Genomic DNA, 17,766 nt, shown 5'->3' on the forward strand with positions numbered 1-17,766 from the left:
GCGGCGCGTGGGCGTCCCGGGCGGGGGGGGCGCGCGGGGGGGGCCGGCGTTTGGGGGCGGGGGGGGCGCGCGCCGGTCCCCCCCCCCCCCCCCCCCCCCCCCCCCCCCCCCCCCCCCCCCACGCCGCGGTCAGCCCGCGGAACAGCGGGCCGTACTCGAACCCGGCGTCGGCGAGCGCGTCGTAGCAGCCCTCCAGGTCCACCGGGACCGCCCCGGCCGGCGGCCATTCGGTGAGCACGGCCGGTTCGGCGTCCGCACCGGTGGTGAGGGTGCCCGCGGCGTGCCGGGTCCACGGCAGTTCCGGGTCCCCTTCGGGGCGGGTGTGGACCTCGACGACGCGGCGCCCGGCCTGCTCGGCGCCGAGCCGCACCTGCAGCTGCAGCGCCCCGGTGGCGGGCAGCGCGAGGGGGCGGCCGATGGTGAGGTCGTCGACCCGGTCGCAGCCGACCTCGTCCCCGGCGCGGGTGACCAGTTCGAGGAACGCGGTGCCGGGCAGCAGCACGGCCCCGTGCACGGCGTGCTGGGCGAGCCACGGCTGCGCGGCGGTGGAGAGCCTGCCGGTGAACAGGGTCTCCCCGGTGTCGGCGAGCTCCACGGTCCCGCCGAGCAGCGGGTGCTCCGCCGGCCGCACCCCGAGCGAGGTGGCGTCGCCCGCGGGGGTGGCGGGCGCGGGCCAGAACACTTCGTGCTGGAACGCGTAGGTGGGCAGCTCGACGCGGTGGGCGCCGGGGAACAGCGCGGCCCAGTCCAGCGGGACGCCCCGGACGTGCAGCCGGGCGAGCGCGGTGAGCAGGGCGCGCTGCTCGTCGTGGTCGCGGCGCAGCGCGGGCAGCGCGGTGGCGTCCTCATCGGCGAGGGTTTCGGCCACGAGCGCGGTCAGCGCCGCGTCCGGCCCGACCTCCAGGAAGGTGCGCACCCCGTGCTCGTGCAGGGTCCGCACTCCGTCGGCGAACCGGACGCAGGCGCGGACGTGCCGCACCCAGTACTCGGCGGTGGCGATCTCGGGCCCGGCGAGGGCGCCGGTGACGTCGGAGGTGATCGGGATGCGCGGCGCGTGGAAGGTGAGCTCGGCCAGTTCGGCGGCGAACTCGTCGAGCACCGGTTCCACCAGCGGCGAGTGGAAGGCGTGCGAGACGCGCAGCCGGTGGGTGCGGCGGCCGTCGTCGGCGAACCGCCGCGCGAGCCGCTCGACCACCTCCGCCTCGCCGGAGAGCACGACCGAGCCGGGCGCGTTGATCGCGGCGAGGTCGACGCATTCGTCCAGCAGCGGCCGCACCTCGTCCTCGGTGGCCTGCACCGCGATCATCGCCCCGCCCGGGGGCAGCGCCCCCATCAGCCGGGCGCGGGCGCCGACGAGCCGGGCCGCGTCGGGCAGGTCGAGCACGCCGGCGACGTGCGCGGCGGCGACCTCGCCGATGGAGTGCCCGGCGAGGTGGTCCGGCCGCACGCCCCAGGATTCCAGCAACCGGAACAGCGCCACTTCCACGGCGAACAGCGCGGGCTGCGCGTACCCGGTGCCGTCGAGCAGGTCGGCGTCCTCGCCCCACAGCACCTCCCGCAGCGGGCGCTCCAGGTACCGGTCGAGCTCGGCGGCGGCCGCGTCGAAGGCGGTGGCGAACGCGGGGTACCGGGCGTGCAGCTCGCGGCCGGTGCCGAGGCGTTGCGCGCCCTGCCCGGAGAACAGCACGCCGAGCTTGCCGCCGGTCGCGGCACCGGCGACGACCCGCGGGTCGGGTTCGCCGGTGGTGAGCGCGGCGAGCCCGCCGAGCAGTTCGTCCGGTTCGGCGGCGAGCAGCACCGCGCGGTGTTCGAGCTCGGCCCGGGTGGTGGCCAGCGAGTAGCCGAGGTCGGCGCGGGATCCGGACCCGGCCTGCACCCGGGCGAGCAGCCGGGCGGCTTGGGCGCGCAACGCCTGCGGGGTGTGCCCGGACAGCACCCAGGGCTGCACGCCGGGTTCGTCGGGCCGCTCCGCCGGGGACGGCGCGGGGCCCTGTTCGAGGATGACGTGGGCGTTGGTGCCGCTGATGCCGAACGAGGACACCCCGGCGCGGCGCGGGTGCGCGTCCGCCGGCCAGGGGCGCGCGTCGGCGAGCAGCCGCACCGCTCCCGCGTCCCAGTCGACGTGGCCGCTGGGGTCCGCGGCGTGCAGGCTGCGGGCGTGGGTGCCGTGCCGCATGGCGAGCACGGTCTTGATGACCCCGGCGACGCCCGCGGCGGCCTGGGTGTGCCCGAGGTTCGACTTCACCGAACCGAGCCACAGCGGTTCGTCCCGGTCCTGCCCGTAGGTCGCCAGCAGCGCCTGCGCCTCGATCGGGTCGCCGAGGGTGGTACCGGTGCCGTGCGCCTCCACCGCGTCCACGTCCGAAGTGGACAGTCCGGCGACGGCGAGGGCCTGCCGGATCACCCGCTGCTGCGACGGCCCGTTCGGCGCGGTGAGCCCGTTCGACGCCCCGTCCTGGTTCACCGCACTCCCGCGCAGGACCGCCAAGACCTCGTGCCCGTGCCGCTCGGCGTCGGACTGCCGCTCCAGCACCAGCATCCCGACGCCCTCAGCCCAGCCGACGCCGTCGGCCGCGGCGGAGAACGACTTGCAGCGCCCGTCCGCGGCGAGGCCGCGCTGCCGGGAGAAGTCGACGAAGGTTCCGGGCGTGGACATCACCGTCACCCCGCCCGCCAGCGCCAGCGAGCACTCCCCCGACCGCAGCGCCTGCGCCGCCCAGTGCATCGCCACCAGGGAGGACGAGCAGGCGGTGTCGACGGTGACGGCCGGTCCTTCGAAGCCGAAGGTGTAGGCGACGCGGCCGGAGGCGACGCTCGGCGCGCTGCCGTTGGCGCGGTGCGACTCGAACTCGGCGCCGGGCAGCAGGGTGCCGTAGTCGTTGTACATCACCCCGGCGAACACGCCGGTTCCGCTGCCGCGCAACGACATCGGGTCGATCCCGGTGCGCTCCAGGGCCTCCCACGACGTCTCCAGCAGCAGCCGCTGCTGGGAGTCGGTGGCCAGCGCCTCCCGCGGGCTCATCCCGAACAGCGCCGGGTCGAACCGGGCGGCCTCGTGCAGGAAACCGCCCGCGCGCACGTGGGTGCAGCCCGGCACGTCCGGGTCCGGGTCGTAGAGCCGGTCGAGGTCCCAGCCGCGGTCGGTGGGGAACCCGGTGATGCCGTCGGCGCCCTCGGACACCAGCCGCCACAGGTCCTCCGGCGAGGACACCCCGCCTGGGTAGCGGCAGGCCATGCCGACGACCACCACCGGATCGTCCACATCGGACTTCACCGGAACCGCGGCGGTGACCTCGGGTTCGGCGCCGAACAGCTCCTCGTGCAGGAAACCGGCGAGCGCCTCCGGGGTCGGGTGGTCGAACACGAGCGTCGCGGGCAGCCGCATCCCGGTGTCGGCGCCGAGGCCGTTGCGCAGCTCCACGGCGGTCAGCGAGTCGAACCCGAGGTCCTGGAACCGCCTGCTCGCGGGCACCGCGGACGCGCCGGAGTGCCCGAGCACCACGGCGACCCGGCCGCGCACCAGCTCCAGCAGCGCCTCCCGGCGCTCCACTTCGGTCAGACCGGTGAGCCGGGCGGCGAACCCGCTCGACGCGCCACCCGCCGCGCGGGTGCGGCGCCCGGGGGTGCGGATCAGGCCGCGCAGCAGCGGCGCGACCTCCCCGCGCGAGCGCAGGCCCGCGAGGTCCAGGCGCACGGTCAGCGGTGCCGGGTCGTCGCCCGCGACGGCCGCGTCGAACAGCGCGAGGCCGTCGGCGACGTCCAGCGGCGGCATCCCGGAGCGGGCGAGGCGCGCCGCGTCGTCGTCGCCGAGCGCCCCGGTCATGCCCACGTCCCGCGTCCACGGCCCCCAGGCCGGCGCGGTCGCGGGGAGTCCGGCGGCGTGCCGGTGCCGGGCCAGCGCGTCCAGGAACGCGTTGCCCGCCGCGTAGTTGCCCTGCCCGGCGCTGCCGAAGGCGGCCGCGACCGAGGAGAACAGCACGAACGCGTCCAGGTCCCCGGTCAGCTCGTGCAGGTTCCAGGCCGCGTCCACCTTCGGCCGCAGCACCGCCGCCAGCCGCTCCGCGTCGAGCGCCGCCAGCACGCCGTCGTCGACGACGCCCGCCGCGTGCACCACGGCCCGCAGCGGGTGCGATTCGGGAACCCCGGCCAGCACCTCCGCCAGCGCCGCGCGATCGGCCGCGTCGCAGGCCGCCACCACCACGTCCGCGCCGAGTTCGCGCAGGTCCGCGGCCAGTTCCGGGGCGCCCGCGGCGTCGAGGCCGCGGCGGCTCAGCAGCAGCAGGTGCCGCACGCCCCGCTCCCGCACCAGGTGCCGGGCCAGCTCGGCGCCGATCCCACCGGTGCCACCGGTGATGAGCACGGTGCCGTCCGGATCCCAGGTGGCCGGTTCGGCGGGCACGTCGGCGCGGGCCAGCCGGGCCGCGAGCACCCGGTCGCCGCGCACCAGCACGTCCGGTTCGGCGGTCGCGATCGCGGCGGCCAGCGCGTCCGGCTCCGGATCGTCGAGCACGAGCAGGCCGAACCGGCCCGGGTGCTCCGTCGCCGCGACGCGGACCAGGCCGTGCACCGCGGCCGCCGCCGGGTCGGTCGCCGGGTCGGCGGTGGCGAACAGCAGCCGGGCGTCCGCGAACCGGCCGAGCCAGTCCTGGACCAGCGCCAGCGCGGTCGCGGTGAGTTCGTGCGCGGACACCGCCAGGTCCGGGCCACCGCGCACCGGGACCACGACCGGCCCCGGCTCGTCCGCGAGCGCGGCGAGGTCCGGGGCCTCCGGCGCGCCGAGCAGGCCCGCCAGGTCCCACGCCGCCCCGATCGGCGCCAGCGCGGTCACCCGCTCCGGCCGCTCCTCGACCTGGATCGGCTCGTGGTCGAGCCGGAACAGCGCCTCGCGCGCGGTGGCGGCGGCACCGACGCCCTCGGCCGGAACCTCCCGCGCCAGCAGGGAATCCACGGTGGCGACCGGTGCGCCCCGCCCGTCCGCGACGACCACCGACACCGCGTCCTCGCCGGCGCGGGCGAGGCGGGCGCGGACCGCGGCGGCGCCGGTCGCGTGCAGCGCGACGCCCTCCCAGGCGAACGGCAGCGCCCCCCGGCTGATCGGCCCCAGGTCGGCGAACGCGGCCGCCTGCTGCACCGCGTCCAGCAGCGCCGGGTGCAGGCCGAACTCGTCGGCGTCCACATCGGACGGCAGCTCGACCTCGGCGAACACCTCGCCGTCGCCGCGCCAGACCCGCCGCAACCCGCGGAACGCGGGACCGTAGTCGAATCCGAGCTCCGCCAGCCGCTCGTACGACCCGGCCAGGTCCACCGGTTCCGCCGCGGGCGGCCACTCGGTCAGCGGCACCCCGCGATCGATGGCGGCGCCGAGCACACCGGTGGCGTGCCGGATCCACGGCGCGTCCTCGTCGGCGCGGGCGAACACGTCCGCGGTGCGGCTGCCGTCCGCCCCGGGCGCGGCGACGCGCACCTGCACCCGGACCGCGCCATCGGCGGGCAGCACCAGCGGCGCGGCCAGCGCCAGCTCCGCCACCCCCGCGCACCCGGTCTCGTCCGCCGCGCGCAGCGCCAGTTCCAGGAACGCGGTGCCCGGCAGCAGGATCCGGCCGCCGACGACGTGCCCGGCCAGCCACGGCTGCGCCGCCACCGACAGCACCGACTCGAACAGCACCTCGTCGCCGCCGGCGAGCTCCACCCGGGCCCCCAGCAGCGGGTGGGATCCCGGACCCGCGGCGGGTGCGGCACCACCGCGGGCCCGGGAGGTCGTGGGCCAGAAGCGGCGGCGCTGGAACGGGTAGGTCGGCAGGTCCACCCGCCGGGCACCGGTGCCGTCCAGCACGGCGGCCCAGTCCACCGGCACCCCCGCGACGTGCGCGCGGGCCAGCGCGGTCAACGCGGTGCGCTCCTCACCGCGGTCGGCGCGCAGCAGCGGCACCGCCACCGCGTCCGGCAGCAACCGGGCGGTCAGGGCGGACAGCGCGCCGTCCGGGCCGAGCTCCAGGAAAGCGCGCACGCCGCGCCCGCCCAGCACACCGACGGCGTCGGCGAACCGCACGGGTTCGCGCACGTGCCGCACCCAGTGCTCGACGTCGCCGAAGTCGGCACCGGTGCCGCCGGTGCGGGTGGAGACGATCGGCAGCCGCGGGGTGCCGAAGCTCAGCTCGGACACGACGGCCCGGAACTCGGCGAGCGCCGGGTCTATCAGCGGCGAGTGGAACGCGTGGCTGACCGCGAGCCGCGTCGTCCTGCGCCCGTCCTCCGCCCAGCGCGCGGCGATCTCGTCGAGGCGCGCGGCGTCGCCGGAGAGCACCAGCGAGTCGGGTCCGTTGATCGCGGCGATGCCCACCCGCTCGTCGAGCAGCTCCGCGACCTCGTCCTCGGTGGCCCGCACCGCGAGCATCCCGCCCCCGGCGGGCAGGGCCTGCAGCACCCGGCCGCGGGCGGCGACGAGCTTCGCCGCGTCCGGCAGCGACAGCACGCCGGCCACGTGCGCGGCGGCGATCTCGCCGATGGAATGGCCCACCAGGTGGTCCGGGTGCACGCCGTGGCTCTCCAGCAGCCGGAACAGCGCGACCTCGACGGCGAACAGCGCGGGCTGGGCGAACTCGGTGCGCTGCAACGACTCCGCGTCCTCGCCCCACATCACCTCGCGCAGCGGGCGCGGCAGGTGCGGATCGAGCTCGGCGCACACCGCGTCGAGCGCTTCGGCGAACGCGGGGAATCGGGCGTGCAGCTCCCGGCCCATGCCGAGCCGCTGCGCACCCTGCCCGGCGAACAGGAAGGCGGAGGCGCACTCCGGCGCCGCTTCGCCCTCCGCGACCGCGACCACGCCGTCCGGTCCGGCGAGCCGCACCGCGCGGTGCTCGAACGCGGACCGCGCCGACGCGAGGGTCAGCGCCACGTCCAGCGGCGCCAGGCCGGGGTGCGCGGCGAGGTGCGCGTCGAGCCGGTCCAGCTGCGCGGACAGGGCCTCCGGGTCGCGGGCGGACACCGGCAGCGCCACCACCTCCGGCGCCACCCGCTGCTCGCGCGGGGCGGGCTCGACCGGCGGGGCCTGCTCGACGACGACGTGCGCGTTGGTGCCGCTGATCCCGAAGGACGACACGCCCGCGCGGCGCGCCCGGTCCCGCTGCGGCCAGTCCCGGCGTTCGGTGAGCAGCCGGACCTCGCCCGCGGACCAGTCCACGTCGCCGGAGGGCGCGTCGGCGTGCAGGCTGCGCGGCAGCACGCCGTGCCGCATCGCCAGCACCACCTTGATCACGCCGGCGACGCCCGCGGCGGCCTGGGTGTGGCCGATGTTCGACTTCACCGAGCCCAGCCACAGCGGTTCGTCCCGGTCCTGCCCGTAGGCCGCCAGCAGCGCCTGCGCCTCGATCGGATCGCCCAGCGAGGTCCCGGTCCCGTGCGCCTCCACCATGTCCACATCGGACGGTGCGAGGCGGGCGTTCTCCAGCGCCGCGCGGATGACGCGCTGCTGCGCCGGGCCGTTCGGCGCGGTCAGCCCGTTCGAACCGCCGTCCTGGTTGACCGCGCTGCCGCGCACCACCGCCAGCACCTCGCGGCCGTTCCTGCGCGCGTCGGACAGCCGCTCCAGCACCAGCACCCCGGCGCCCTCGCCCCAGCCGGTCCCGTCGGCACCCGCCGCGAACGGCTTGCACCGGCCGTCGGCGGCCAGCCCGTGCTGCGCGGTGAACGAGGTGAACGGGCCCGGAGTCGCCATCACCGAGGCACCGCCGGTCAGCGCCAGCGAGCACTCCCCCGACCGCAGCGCCTGCACCGCCTGGTGCAGCGCCACCAGGGAGGACGAGCAGCCGGTGTCCACCGTGATCGCCGGGCCCTCCAGACCCAGCAGGTAGGACAACCGCCCGGACAGCACGCAGGCCGCGTGCCCGGTCGTCGAGTACACCTCCACGTCCTCGTCGGAGGCGTCCAGGACCTTGCCGTAGTCCTGCCCGGTGGTGCCGGCGAACACGCCCGTCGCCGAGCCGCGCAGCGCCGCCGGGTCGATCCCGGCGCGTTCCAGCGCCTCCCACGCGGTCTCCAGCAGCAGCCGCTGCTGCGGGTCCATCGCGACCGCCTCGCGCGGGGCGATGCCGAAGAACTCGGCGTCGAACTCCGCCATGCCGTCCAGGAATCCGCCTTCGAGCGCGAGGCTGGAACCGGGCCCCTCGCCGCGCAGCCGCTCCAGGTCCCAGCCGCGGTCGGTGGGGAACGGCCCGATCGCGTCGCGTTCGGCCGCGACGAGGTCCCACAGCTGCTCGGGCGTACCGACGCCGCCGGGGAACCGGCAGCCGATGCCGACGACGGCGATCGGCTCGGCCGCCGCGGACACCAGCCGCTGGTTCTGCTCGCGCAGCCGCTCGACCTCCTTCAGCGAGGAGCGCAGCGCTTCGACGTACTGGGCGTTGGAGTCGGTCATCCCGTTCCCCCGGTTCACTCGCTGGTGCCGGTCGCCAGCCGCAGCAGGCTCTCGGCGTCCATGTCGTCGATGGAGTCCGCGGCCGCGGCGGGTTCGGCCGCGGCGGGCTCCGGGTCGTCCTCGGCCAGCCGCAGCACCACGTCCAGCAGGCCCGCCTGGCGCAGCCTGCCGAGCGGGATGGTGCTGAGGACCTCGCGGATGTGGTCGTCCGGATCGGCCGGCCGGTCCGCGGCGTCGCCGAACAGCTCGGCGGCCAGGTGCGCGGCCAGCGCCGACGGGGTCGGGTGGTCGAACACGAGCGCCGCGGGCAGCGGCAGCCCGGTGGTGGTGCGCAGCCGGTTGCGCAGTTCGACCGCGGTCACCGAGTCGAAGCCGACGTCCTTGAACGCGCGGGACGCGGGGACGGCGTGCGCGCCGTCGTGACCGAGGGTGGCGGCGGCTTCCCCGCGCACCACCTCCAGCAGCGCCTTGGCCCGTTCGGTGGCGGGCAGGCTTCGCAACCGGTCCCGCAGCCCGCCGGAGTCGGCGGCCGCGGGTGCGGCGTCCAGCACCGCGCGGGCCTCGGGGAGCTCGGCCAGCAGCGGGCTCGGCCGGGCGGCGGTGAAGCCGGGGGCGAACTTCTCCCAGTCCAGCGCGGAGACCACCGCCGTCGCCGCACCGTCCACGATGGACCTGTCGAGTCCGCCGAGCGCGACGTCCGGCCGCATCGCGGGGACCCCCTGCCTGCGCAACCGGTCGCCCGTCGCGTCGTCGGCCGCCATCCCGGCCTCGCCCCAGGTGCCCCAGGCCACCGACGTGGCGGGCAGCCCGCGCGCGCGGCGGTGCTCGGCCAGGCCGTCGAGGAAGGCGTTCGCCGCCGCGTACCCCGGCTGCCCGCCGCTGCCCCAGGCCGCGGCGCCGGAGGAGAACAGCACGAACGCGTCCAGCGGGTGCCCGGCGGTGAGCTCGTGTAGGTGCCGCGCCGCGTCCCGCTTGGCGCGCAGCAACGCGTCCAGCCGCTGCCCGGTGAGTTCGAGCACCGGGGCGTCACCGTCGGCGACACCGGCGGCGTGGAACACCGAGCGCAGCTCGCCGACCTCGGCCAGCAGCTTCCCCAGCGCGTCCCGGTCGGCCACGTCGCAGGCGGCGACGGTGACCCGCGCGCCCAGTTCCCGCAGCTCGGCGGCGACCCGGTCCGCACCGGGCGCGGCCGGGCCGCGCCGGCCGGCGAGCACCACGTGCTCGGCGCCGCGCTCCACGACCCACTTCGCGACGAACGAGCCGACGCCACCGGTGCCACCGGTGATCAGCGCGGTCCCGCCGGTGCGGAACCCGTCGCCGGACGCGGGGGCGGGGCGCAGCAACCTGCGGCCGTGCGCGAGTCCACCGCGCAGCGCCACCTGGTCCTCCGCCCCGGACGCGGCGCCGGGCAGCAGCCGCGCGGTCGCCTCGTCCAGCTCCGCCGGCAGGTCCAGCAGGCCACCCCACCGGTCCGGGAGCTCCAGCGCGGCGACGCGGCCCAGGCCCCACGCGGCGGTCTGCTCGGGGCGCACGTCCTCACCGGCCACGGACACCGCGGCGCGGGTCGCGCACCACAGCGGCGCGGCCGGACCGGCGTCGGCGAACGCCTGCACCTGCACCAGCGCGGCGCGCACCGGGTCGTGCGCGGCCGCGGCGAGCAGCGAGAGCACCGAGCGGAACTCGCGGTCCGCGGTGGCCGCGCGCAGTTCGGCGGCGAGCTCGGCGCGGTCCGCGGCGCTGGTGCGGAGCACGTCGACGTCCGGCCCGAGCGCGTCGAGCACCGCCGACGTCCACTCGTCCGCGGAATCGGGCACCACCACCAGCCGGGTGCCCGCGCGCTCGGCCGCGGGCAGCCGGGTCCAGCCGATCCGGTAGCGCAGCTCCTCGACCTCGGCGCGGTGCCGGGACCGATCCCGCCAGCGGGCCAGCGCGGGTAGCACCGCCGCGCCGTCCACGCCGAGTTCCGCGGACAGCGCCGCCGGATCGCCGCGGTCGACCAGCTCCCAGAACGCGGAATCGGGTGCGCCGCCGCGTTCCGCGCGCCGTGCCCACCAGTACTGCCGGTGCTGGAACGGGTAGGTCGGCAGCGGCACGGCCCGGGCGGGCGCGCCGGTGAGGGTGCGCGTCCAGTCCACCTCGACGCCGTGCGCGTGCGCCTCCGCCAGCGAGCGCAGGAACCGGTGCGGGCCGCCGTCGTCGCGGCGCAGCGTGCCGAGCACGACCGCCGGATCCGGGCAGGCGTCCTCGATCGTCTCCTCGACGGCCGCGGCCAGCACCGGGTGCGGGCTGATCTCGACGAACGCGCGGCGGCCGTCGGCCAGCAGCGCGCGCGTCGCCTCGGCCATCCGCACCGTTCGGCGCAGGTTCGCGAACCAGTAGCCGGCGTCCAGGCCGGTGGTGTCCAGCCGCTGCCCGGTGACGGTCGAGTAGAACGGGATCGCCGCCGGGCGCGGGGTGATCGGGGCCAGCGCCTCGGCCAGCTCCGCCCGCACCTGCTCGACGTGCGGGCCATGCGAGGCGTAGTCCACGTTGACCTTCCGGGCGCGGACCTCGCGGCCCCCGCACTCGGCGAGCAGCTCCTCCAGCGCGCCGGGTTCGCCGGACACCACCACCGAGGACGGCCCGTTGACCACGGCCAGCGACACCCGCCCCGCCCACGGTTCGAGCAGTTCGGTGGCACGTTCCGCGGACACGGCCAGCGACACCATGCCGCCCTGCCCGGCCAGCGCCAGCAGCGCCTTGCTGCGCAGCGCCACGACCCGCGCCGCGTCCGGCAGGGACAGCGCGCCCGCCGCGCAGGCCGCGGCGATCTCGCCCTGCGAGTGCCCGATCACCGCGGACGGCGTGCAGCCGTGCGCCCGCCACAGCTCGGTGAGCGCGATCATGGTGGCGAACAGCGCGGGCTGCACCACGTCGACCCGCTCGGCCAGCTCCGGGTCGGCGGTCCCGTCGAGCACTTCGCGCAGCGACCAGTCCACGTGCGGCGCCAGCGCGCGCTCGCACTCGTCGACCGCGTCCGCGAACACCGCGGAGGTGGCGAGCAGCGCGCGCCCCATGCCGCGCCACTGCGAACCCTGCCCCGGGTAGACGAACACCGGGCCGGGCCCGCCGACGTCGCTGCCGCGCACCGCGTCCCCGGCGCCGCCGGTGGCGAGCGCGTCCAGTCCGGCGGCCAGTTCGCCGGTGTCCGCACCGAGCACCACCGCGCGGTGCTCGAACCGGGCGCGGGTCGTCAGCAGCGACCACGCGAGCTCCGCCGGGTCGGCGTCGGGCGCGACCGGGGCGAGCCGGGCGGCCTGCTCGCGCAGCGCGGCCTCGGACTTCGCCGACAGCACCCACGGCACGATCCCGTCGCGGCTGCCGGGCGGTTCCTGCTCGGCGGCGGGTTCCGCCGGGGCCTGCTCGAGGACGACGTGCGCGTTGGTGCCGCTGATGCCGAACGCGGACACGCCCGCCCGCCGCGGCCGTCCCGGGTTCCACTCGACCTCGTCGGTGAGCAGCCGCACCCGTCCCGCGGACCAGTCGACGTGCCCGGTCGGTTCGGCGGCGTGCAGGGTGCGCGGCAGCACGCCGTGCCGCATCGCCTCCACCACCTTGAGCACGCCCGCGATGCCCGCGGTGGCCTGCGAGTGCCCGATGTTCGTCTTCAGCGACCCCAGCCACAGCGGCGAGGTCCGCTCGGCCGCGCCGTAGGTGGCCAGCAGCGCCTGCGCCTCGATCGGATCGCCGAGGGCGGTGCCGGTGCCGTGCGCCTCGACGGCGTCCACTTCGGACGGTTCGAGTCCGGCGTCGGCGAGGGCGGCGCGGATGACCCGCTGCTGCGCGGGCCCGTTCGGCGCGGTCAGCCCGTTCGAGGCGCCGTCCTGGTTCGTGGCCGAGCCGCGCACCACCGCCAGCACCGGGTGCCCGTTCCGGCGCGCGTCGGAGAGCCGTTCCAGCACGAGGACGCCGACGCCTTCGGCGAGGCTCATCCCGTCGGCGTCCGCCGCGAACGCCTTGCAGCGCCCGTCCGCGGCCAGCGCGCCCAGCCTGCTGAACCCGAGGAAGTCCTGCGGCCCGGCCATCACGGTCGATCCGGCGGCCAGCGCCAGCGAACTCTCCCCGGAGCGCAGCGAGCGGCACGCCAGGTGCAGCGCCACCAGCGACGCCGAGCACGCGGTGTCCACGGTCAGCGCCGGGCCCTCCAGGCCGAGCAGGTAGGCGAGCCTGCCGGAGAGCACGCTCGCCGCGGCACCGGTGATGTACTGGCCCTCGGTGCCGTCGTCGATGCCGAAGGTGCTCGCGCTGTAGCCCTGGTGGGTGGCGCCGACGAAGGTGCCGGTGGAAGTGCCGCGCAGCGACGCCGGGTCGATCCCGGCGCGTTCCAGCGCTTCCCAGCCGGTCTCCAGCAGCAGCCGCTGCTGCGGGTCCATCGCCTGCGCCTCGCGCGGGGAGATCCCGAAGAACTCCGCGTCGAACCCCGCCGGGTCGTCCAGGAAACCGCCGAGCAGCGAGTAGGTGCGCCCGGCCCGCTGCGGGTCCGGGTCGTAGCGCTCGGCCAGGTCCCAGCCGCGGTCCCGCGGCGCCCGCCCGATCGCGTCGACGCCGTCGCGCACCAGCCGCCACAGCTCGTCGGGACCGGTGACGCCACCGGGCAGCCGGCAGCCGGTGCCGATGATCGCGATCGGTTCGTCCGCAGGCCCGCGGACCTCGACGCGGGCCCCCCCGGCCCCGTCGAACCAGGTCCCGAGGTGGTCGGCGAGCGCCGCGGGCGACGGGTGGTCGAACACGACGGTGCTGGGCAGCGCGAGTCCGGTGGCGCGCACCAGCCGGTTCCGCAGCTCCACGGTGGTCACCGAGTCGAAGCCGACCTCGCGGAACGCGCGGTGGTCGGCGAGCGCACCGGAGCCGCCGAGCGCGGCGCTCGCCTCGGCGCGCACCAGGTCCAGCAGCAGCGCGGCCCGCTCCTCGGCGGGCAGCGCGCGCAGCCGCTCGGCGAACCCGCCGGTCTCGGCCGGGGCGTCCGCCCGGTCCCGCACCTCGGGCAGGTCGTCGAACAGGGTGGTGGGCCGGGCGGCGCTGAACACCTGGTGGTACTCGGCCCAGTCCACGTCGGTCAGCGCGAGCACCGCGGCGTCCTCGTCCAGCGCCCGGTGCAGCGCGGTGAACGCGGTGGCCGGGTCGAGGATGCGCAGCCCGCTGCGGCGCGCCCCGTGCCGGTCGGCGGCGGCCAGCTCCGGGGAGTCCGGCCACTTCCCCCAGTGCAGCGAGGTGGCGGTCAGCCCGCGGGCGCGCCGCTGCTGCGCCAGCGCCGCCAGGTAGGCGTTCCCGGCCGCGTAGGCGGCGTGCGACCCGCTGCCCCACATCCCGGCGATCGAGGAGTACAGCACGAACGCGTCCAGCTCGGCGCCGAGCAGCGCGTCCAGGTGCCGCGCCCCGGCGACCTTGGCGCGCACCACCCGCTGCACCGAGTCCAGGTCGAGCTCGTCGAGCGCGCCCAGCTCGATGGTGACGGCCGCGTGCACCGCGGTGCGGATCTCGTGGCCCGCGGCGGCGAGCCGGTCCAGCAGCGCGGCGAGCGCGTCCCGGTCGGCGACGTCGCAGGACTCGACGGTGACCTCGGTGCCGAGCTCGGCCAGTTCCGCGACCAGCTCCGGCACGCCCTCGGCATCCGGGCCGCGCCGCGAGGTGAGCACGATGCGCCCCGCACCCCGCTCGGCGAGCCAGCGCGCCAGGTCTGGCCCGATCGCGCCGGTGCCGCCGGTGATCAGCACCGTGCCGCGCGGTTCCCAGCTGCGCACCGGGCGCGGTGCGGCGGCGCGCACCACGCGGCGGGCCAGCACCGCGCCGTCCCGGACGGCCAGCTGGTCCTCACCGCGCGGGTCGGCGAGCACCGCCGCCAGCAGCGACGCGTCCCGCTCGCCCGGTCGTGCGGGCAGGTCCACGGTCCCGCCCCAGCGCAGCGGATGTTCCAGCGCCGCCGTCCAGGACACGCCCTGCACCTGCGCCTGCACCGGGTTCGCCACCGCGTCGTCCGCGGCCGCGGCCACCGCGTCCCGGGTGACCGTCCACATCGGAGCGTCGAGACCCGCGTCGCCGAGCGCCTGCACCAGGGAGACGGTCAACGCCAAGCCCAGCGGCAGGTCCGGGTACCGCTCCCCCGGCTCCTCGTGGCCGGCGAGCGTGGAGACGACGCCCGCGACCCCGCCCGCATCGGCCAGCCCGGCGGCGAGCACGTCCCGGTCCAGGTGGGACTCGTCGAGCACCAGCCGCTCGACCTGGACGCCGCACGCGGCGAGCGCGTCCGCCACCTCGTCGTCTTCGCCGGTGCCGACCAGCAGCCAGCGGCCCGGCGGGACCCCGCCCAGGTCGTCCACCGGTGTCCAGCCCACCTCGTAGCGCCACGCGTCGGCCGCCGAGGCCGCGCGGCGCTGCTCCCGCCACGCCGAGAGCGCGGGCAGCACCGCGGCCAGCGCCCGCTCGTCCACGTCCAGGTTCGCGGTCAGCGCCCGCGCGTCCCGCTGCTCCACCGCCGCCCAGAACTCCGCGTCCACCGCATCGCCCGCCCGCGACGGCCCGGTCCAGAACCGCTGGTGCTGGAAGGCGTAGGTCGGCAGGTCCACCACCCGGCCACCGGACAGGTCGCGGGACCAGTCCACCCCGGCGCCGCGGACGAACACCTCGGCCGCCGCGGTCAGGAACCGGTCGAGCCCGCCGTCGTCGCGGCGCAGCGTGCCGGGGGCGACGGCGGGCACCTCGTGCCGCTCGATCAGGTCCTGCACGGCCGCGGTCAGCACCGGGTGTGCCCCGATCTCCAGGAACACCCGGAAACCGTCCGCCAGCAGGGCGTCCACGGCCGGGGCGAACAGCACGGTGCCGCGCATGTTCCGGAACCAGTGCTCGGGGCCGGTGTCCGCCGCGGTGCACCACTCGCCGGTGACGGTGGAGCGGAACGGGACCCGCGGCACCAGCGGGGTGATCCCGGCGAACCCGGCGAGCAGTTCCGCCCGCAGCGGTTCGACGTGCGCGGAGTGCGACGGGTAGTCCATCGGGACCCGGCGGACCCGCACGTCCTCCGCGACGAGCTCCGCGGCCAGCGCGTCCAGCTCGGCCTCCGAACCGGAGACCGCCACCGACGCCGGGCCGTTCACCGCGGCCAGCGACAGCTCCCGGCCCTCGATCCGGCGCTGCGCGTCGTCGCGCGGCAGCGCCACCGAGAGCAGGCCGCCGGTCCCCGCGAGCCGTTCGCCGATGACCTTCCCGCGCCGCGCGACCAGCTGCGCGCCGTCCCGCAACGACAGCGCCCCGGCCACCACCGCGGCCGCGATCTCGCCCTGCGAATGGCCAACCACCGCATCGGGTTCGACGCCGCGGGACCGCCACAGCTCGGCCAGCGCCACCATCACCGCGAACGTCGCCGGCTGCTGCACGTCGTCGCGCTCCAGCGACGGGGCGCCGTCCTCGCCGCGCAGCACCGCCACCAGCGACCAGTCCACGAACTCGGCGAACACCTGCTCGCACTCGGCGATGCGCGCCGCGAACACCGGCGACTCGGCCAGCAGCGCGCGACCCATCCCGGCCCACGCGGCGCCCTGGCCGGGGAAGACGAACACGATCCCGCCGTCGGCGCCGACGTCCGCGACGCCCCGCACGACCGACGGGTCCGGGGTGTCCGCGGCGAGCGAGCGCAACCCGGACAGCAGCCGCTCCCGGTCCGCGCCGAGCACGGTGGCGCGGTGCTCGAACGACGAGCGAGTGCGCAGCAGCGCATGCCCGACGTCCACCGGATCCGGCTCGGCGGAGCCGAGGTGGTCGGCCAGCCGCTCGGCCTGCGCGCGCAACGCCCGCTCGGTGCGGGCGGAGAGCACCCACGGGACGGTGCCACCGGACTCCGGTGCCGCGTCGCCGGGCTCGCCGGCCGCCACCGGCGGCGCCTGCTCCAGCACGGCGTGCGCGTTGGTGCCGCTCACCCCGAACGAGGACACCGCGGCCCGCCGCGGCCGATCGGTGCCCGGCCAGTCCACCTGCTCGGTCAGCAGGCGCAGCGAACCGGAGTTCCAGTCCACGTGCGGTGACGGTTCCGCCGCGTGCAAGGTGCGCGGCAGCACGCCGTGCCGCATCGCCTGCACCACCTTGATCACGCCACCGACGCCGGCGGCGGCCTGCGCGTGCCCGATGTTCGACTTCAACGAACCCAGCCACAGCGGCCGGTCCCGGCCGGTCCCGTAGGCCTCCAGCAGCGCCTGCGCCTCGATCGGATCACCCAGCGGAGTACCCGTGCCGTGCGCCTCGACGGCGTCCACATCGGACGGTTCGAGCCCGGCGCTCGCCAGCGCCCGCTCGATCACCCGCCGCTGCGCCGGGCCGTTCGGCGCCGTCAGCCCGTTCGACGCGCCGTCCTGGTTCACCGCGCTGCCGCGCAGCACCGCCAGCACCTCGCGCCCCTCCCGACGCGCGTCGGCGAGCCGTTGCAGCACCAGCACCCCGGCGCCCTCCGCCCAGCCCGTGCCGTCCGCGTCCGCCGAGAACGCCTTGCAGCGCCCGTCCGCCGACAATCCGCCCTGCCTGCTGAACTCCACGAACAACGATGGGTCCGACAGCACCGTCACCCCGCCGACGATCGCCAGCGACGACTCCTCCGCGCGCAGCGACCGCGCCGCCAGGTGCAGCGCCACCAGCGACGACGAGCACGCCGTGTCCACCGTCAGCGCCGGGCCCTCCAGGCCCAGCGCGTACGCGAGCCTGCCGGACAGCACGCTCGCCGCCGTGCCCGTCATCGTGTGTCCGCCCAGGTCCGCGGCCACCGCCTGCGACCGGCCCCAGTGGTAGGAGCCGACGAACACCCCGGCCCGGGTGCCGCGCAACGCCGCCGGCACCACCCCGGCGCGCTCCACCGCCTCCCAGCACACCTCCAGCAGCAACCGCTGCTGCGGGTCCATCGCCTGCGCCTCGCGCGGGGAGATCCCGAAGAACTCCGCGTCGAACCCCGCCGCGTCGTCCAGGAAACCGCCGGTCGTGGTGGTGCTGTCGCGGCGCAGCGCCGCCAGGTCCCAGCCGCGGTCCGCGGGGAAGTCCGACACCGCGTCCGCGCCCGCCGCCACCAGCTCCCACAGGTCCTCCGGCGAACGGACCCCGCCCGGGTAGCGGCACGCCATGCCGACCACCGCGATCGGTTCCCGCTCGCGGTCCTCCAGCTCCTCGATGCGCCTGCGCGCGTGGCGCAGGTCGACGGTGAGCCGCCGCAAGTAGTCGACGACTTTGTCCTGCTGGTCATCCTGCACCGGTCAGTCCTTTGCTCGGCGATCTCCGAACTCGTCGTGCTTCGCGGGTCCGGTGGCGGAACCTCAGCGGCGCCCTCGCTGCGGGATCGTTCT

Annotated in this window: 2 protein-coding genes; both read right to left on the minus strand. The window is 77.0% G+C overall.

From position 1 onward, the window contains the following. A partial coding sequence (locus LCD31_RS17155; RefSeq protein WP_224959389.1) for a type I polyketide synthase occupies positions 1-8,413 on the minus strand: 8,413 nt, incomplete at its 3' end. A 14-nt stretch (positions 8,414-8,427) separates the two neighbouring features. Beyond that, entirely contained in the window at positions 8,428-17,673 is a 9,246-nt protein-coding gene (locus LCD31_RS17160) for a type I polyketide synthase (RefSeq protein WP_224959391.1), read from the minus strand. Positions 17,674-17,766 lie beyond the last annotated feature (93 nt).

The organism is Saccharopolyspora sp. 6M (assembly GCF_020176775.1).
Taxonomy (GTDB): domain Bacteria; phylum Actinomycetota; class Actinomycetes; order Mycobacteriales; family Pseudonocardiaceae; genus Saccharopolyspora_C; species Saccharopolyspora_C gregorii.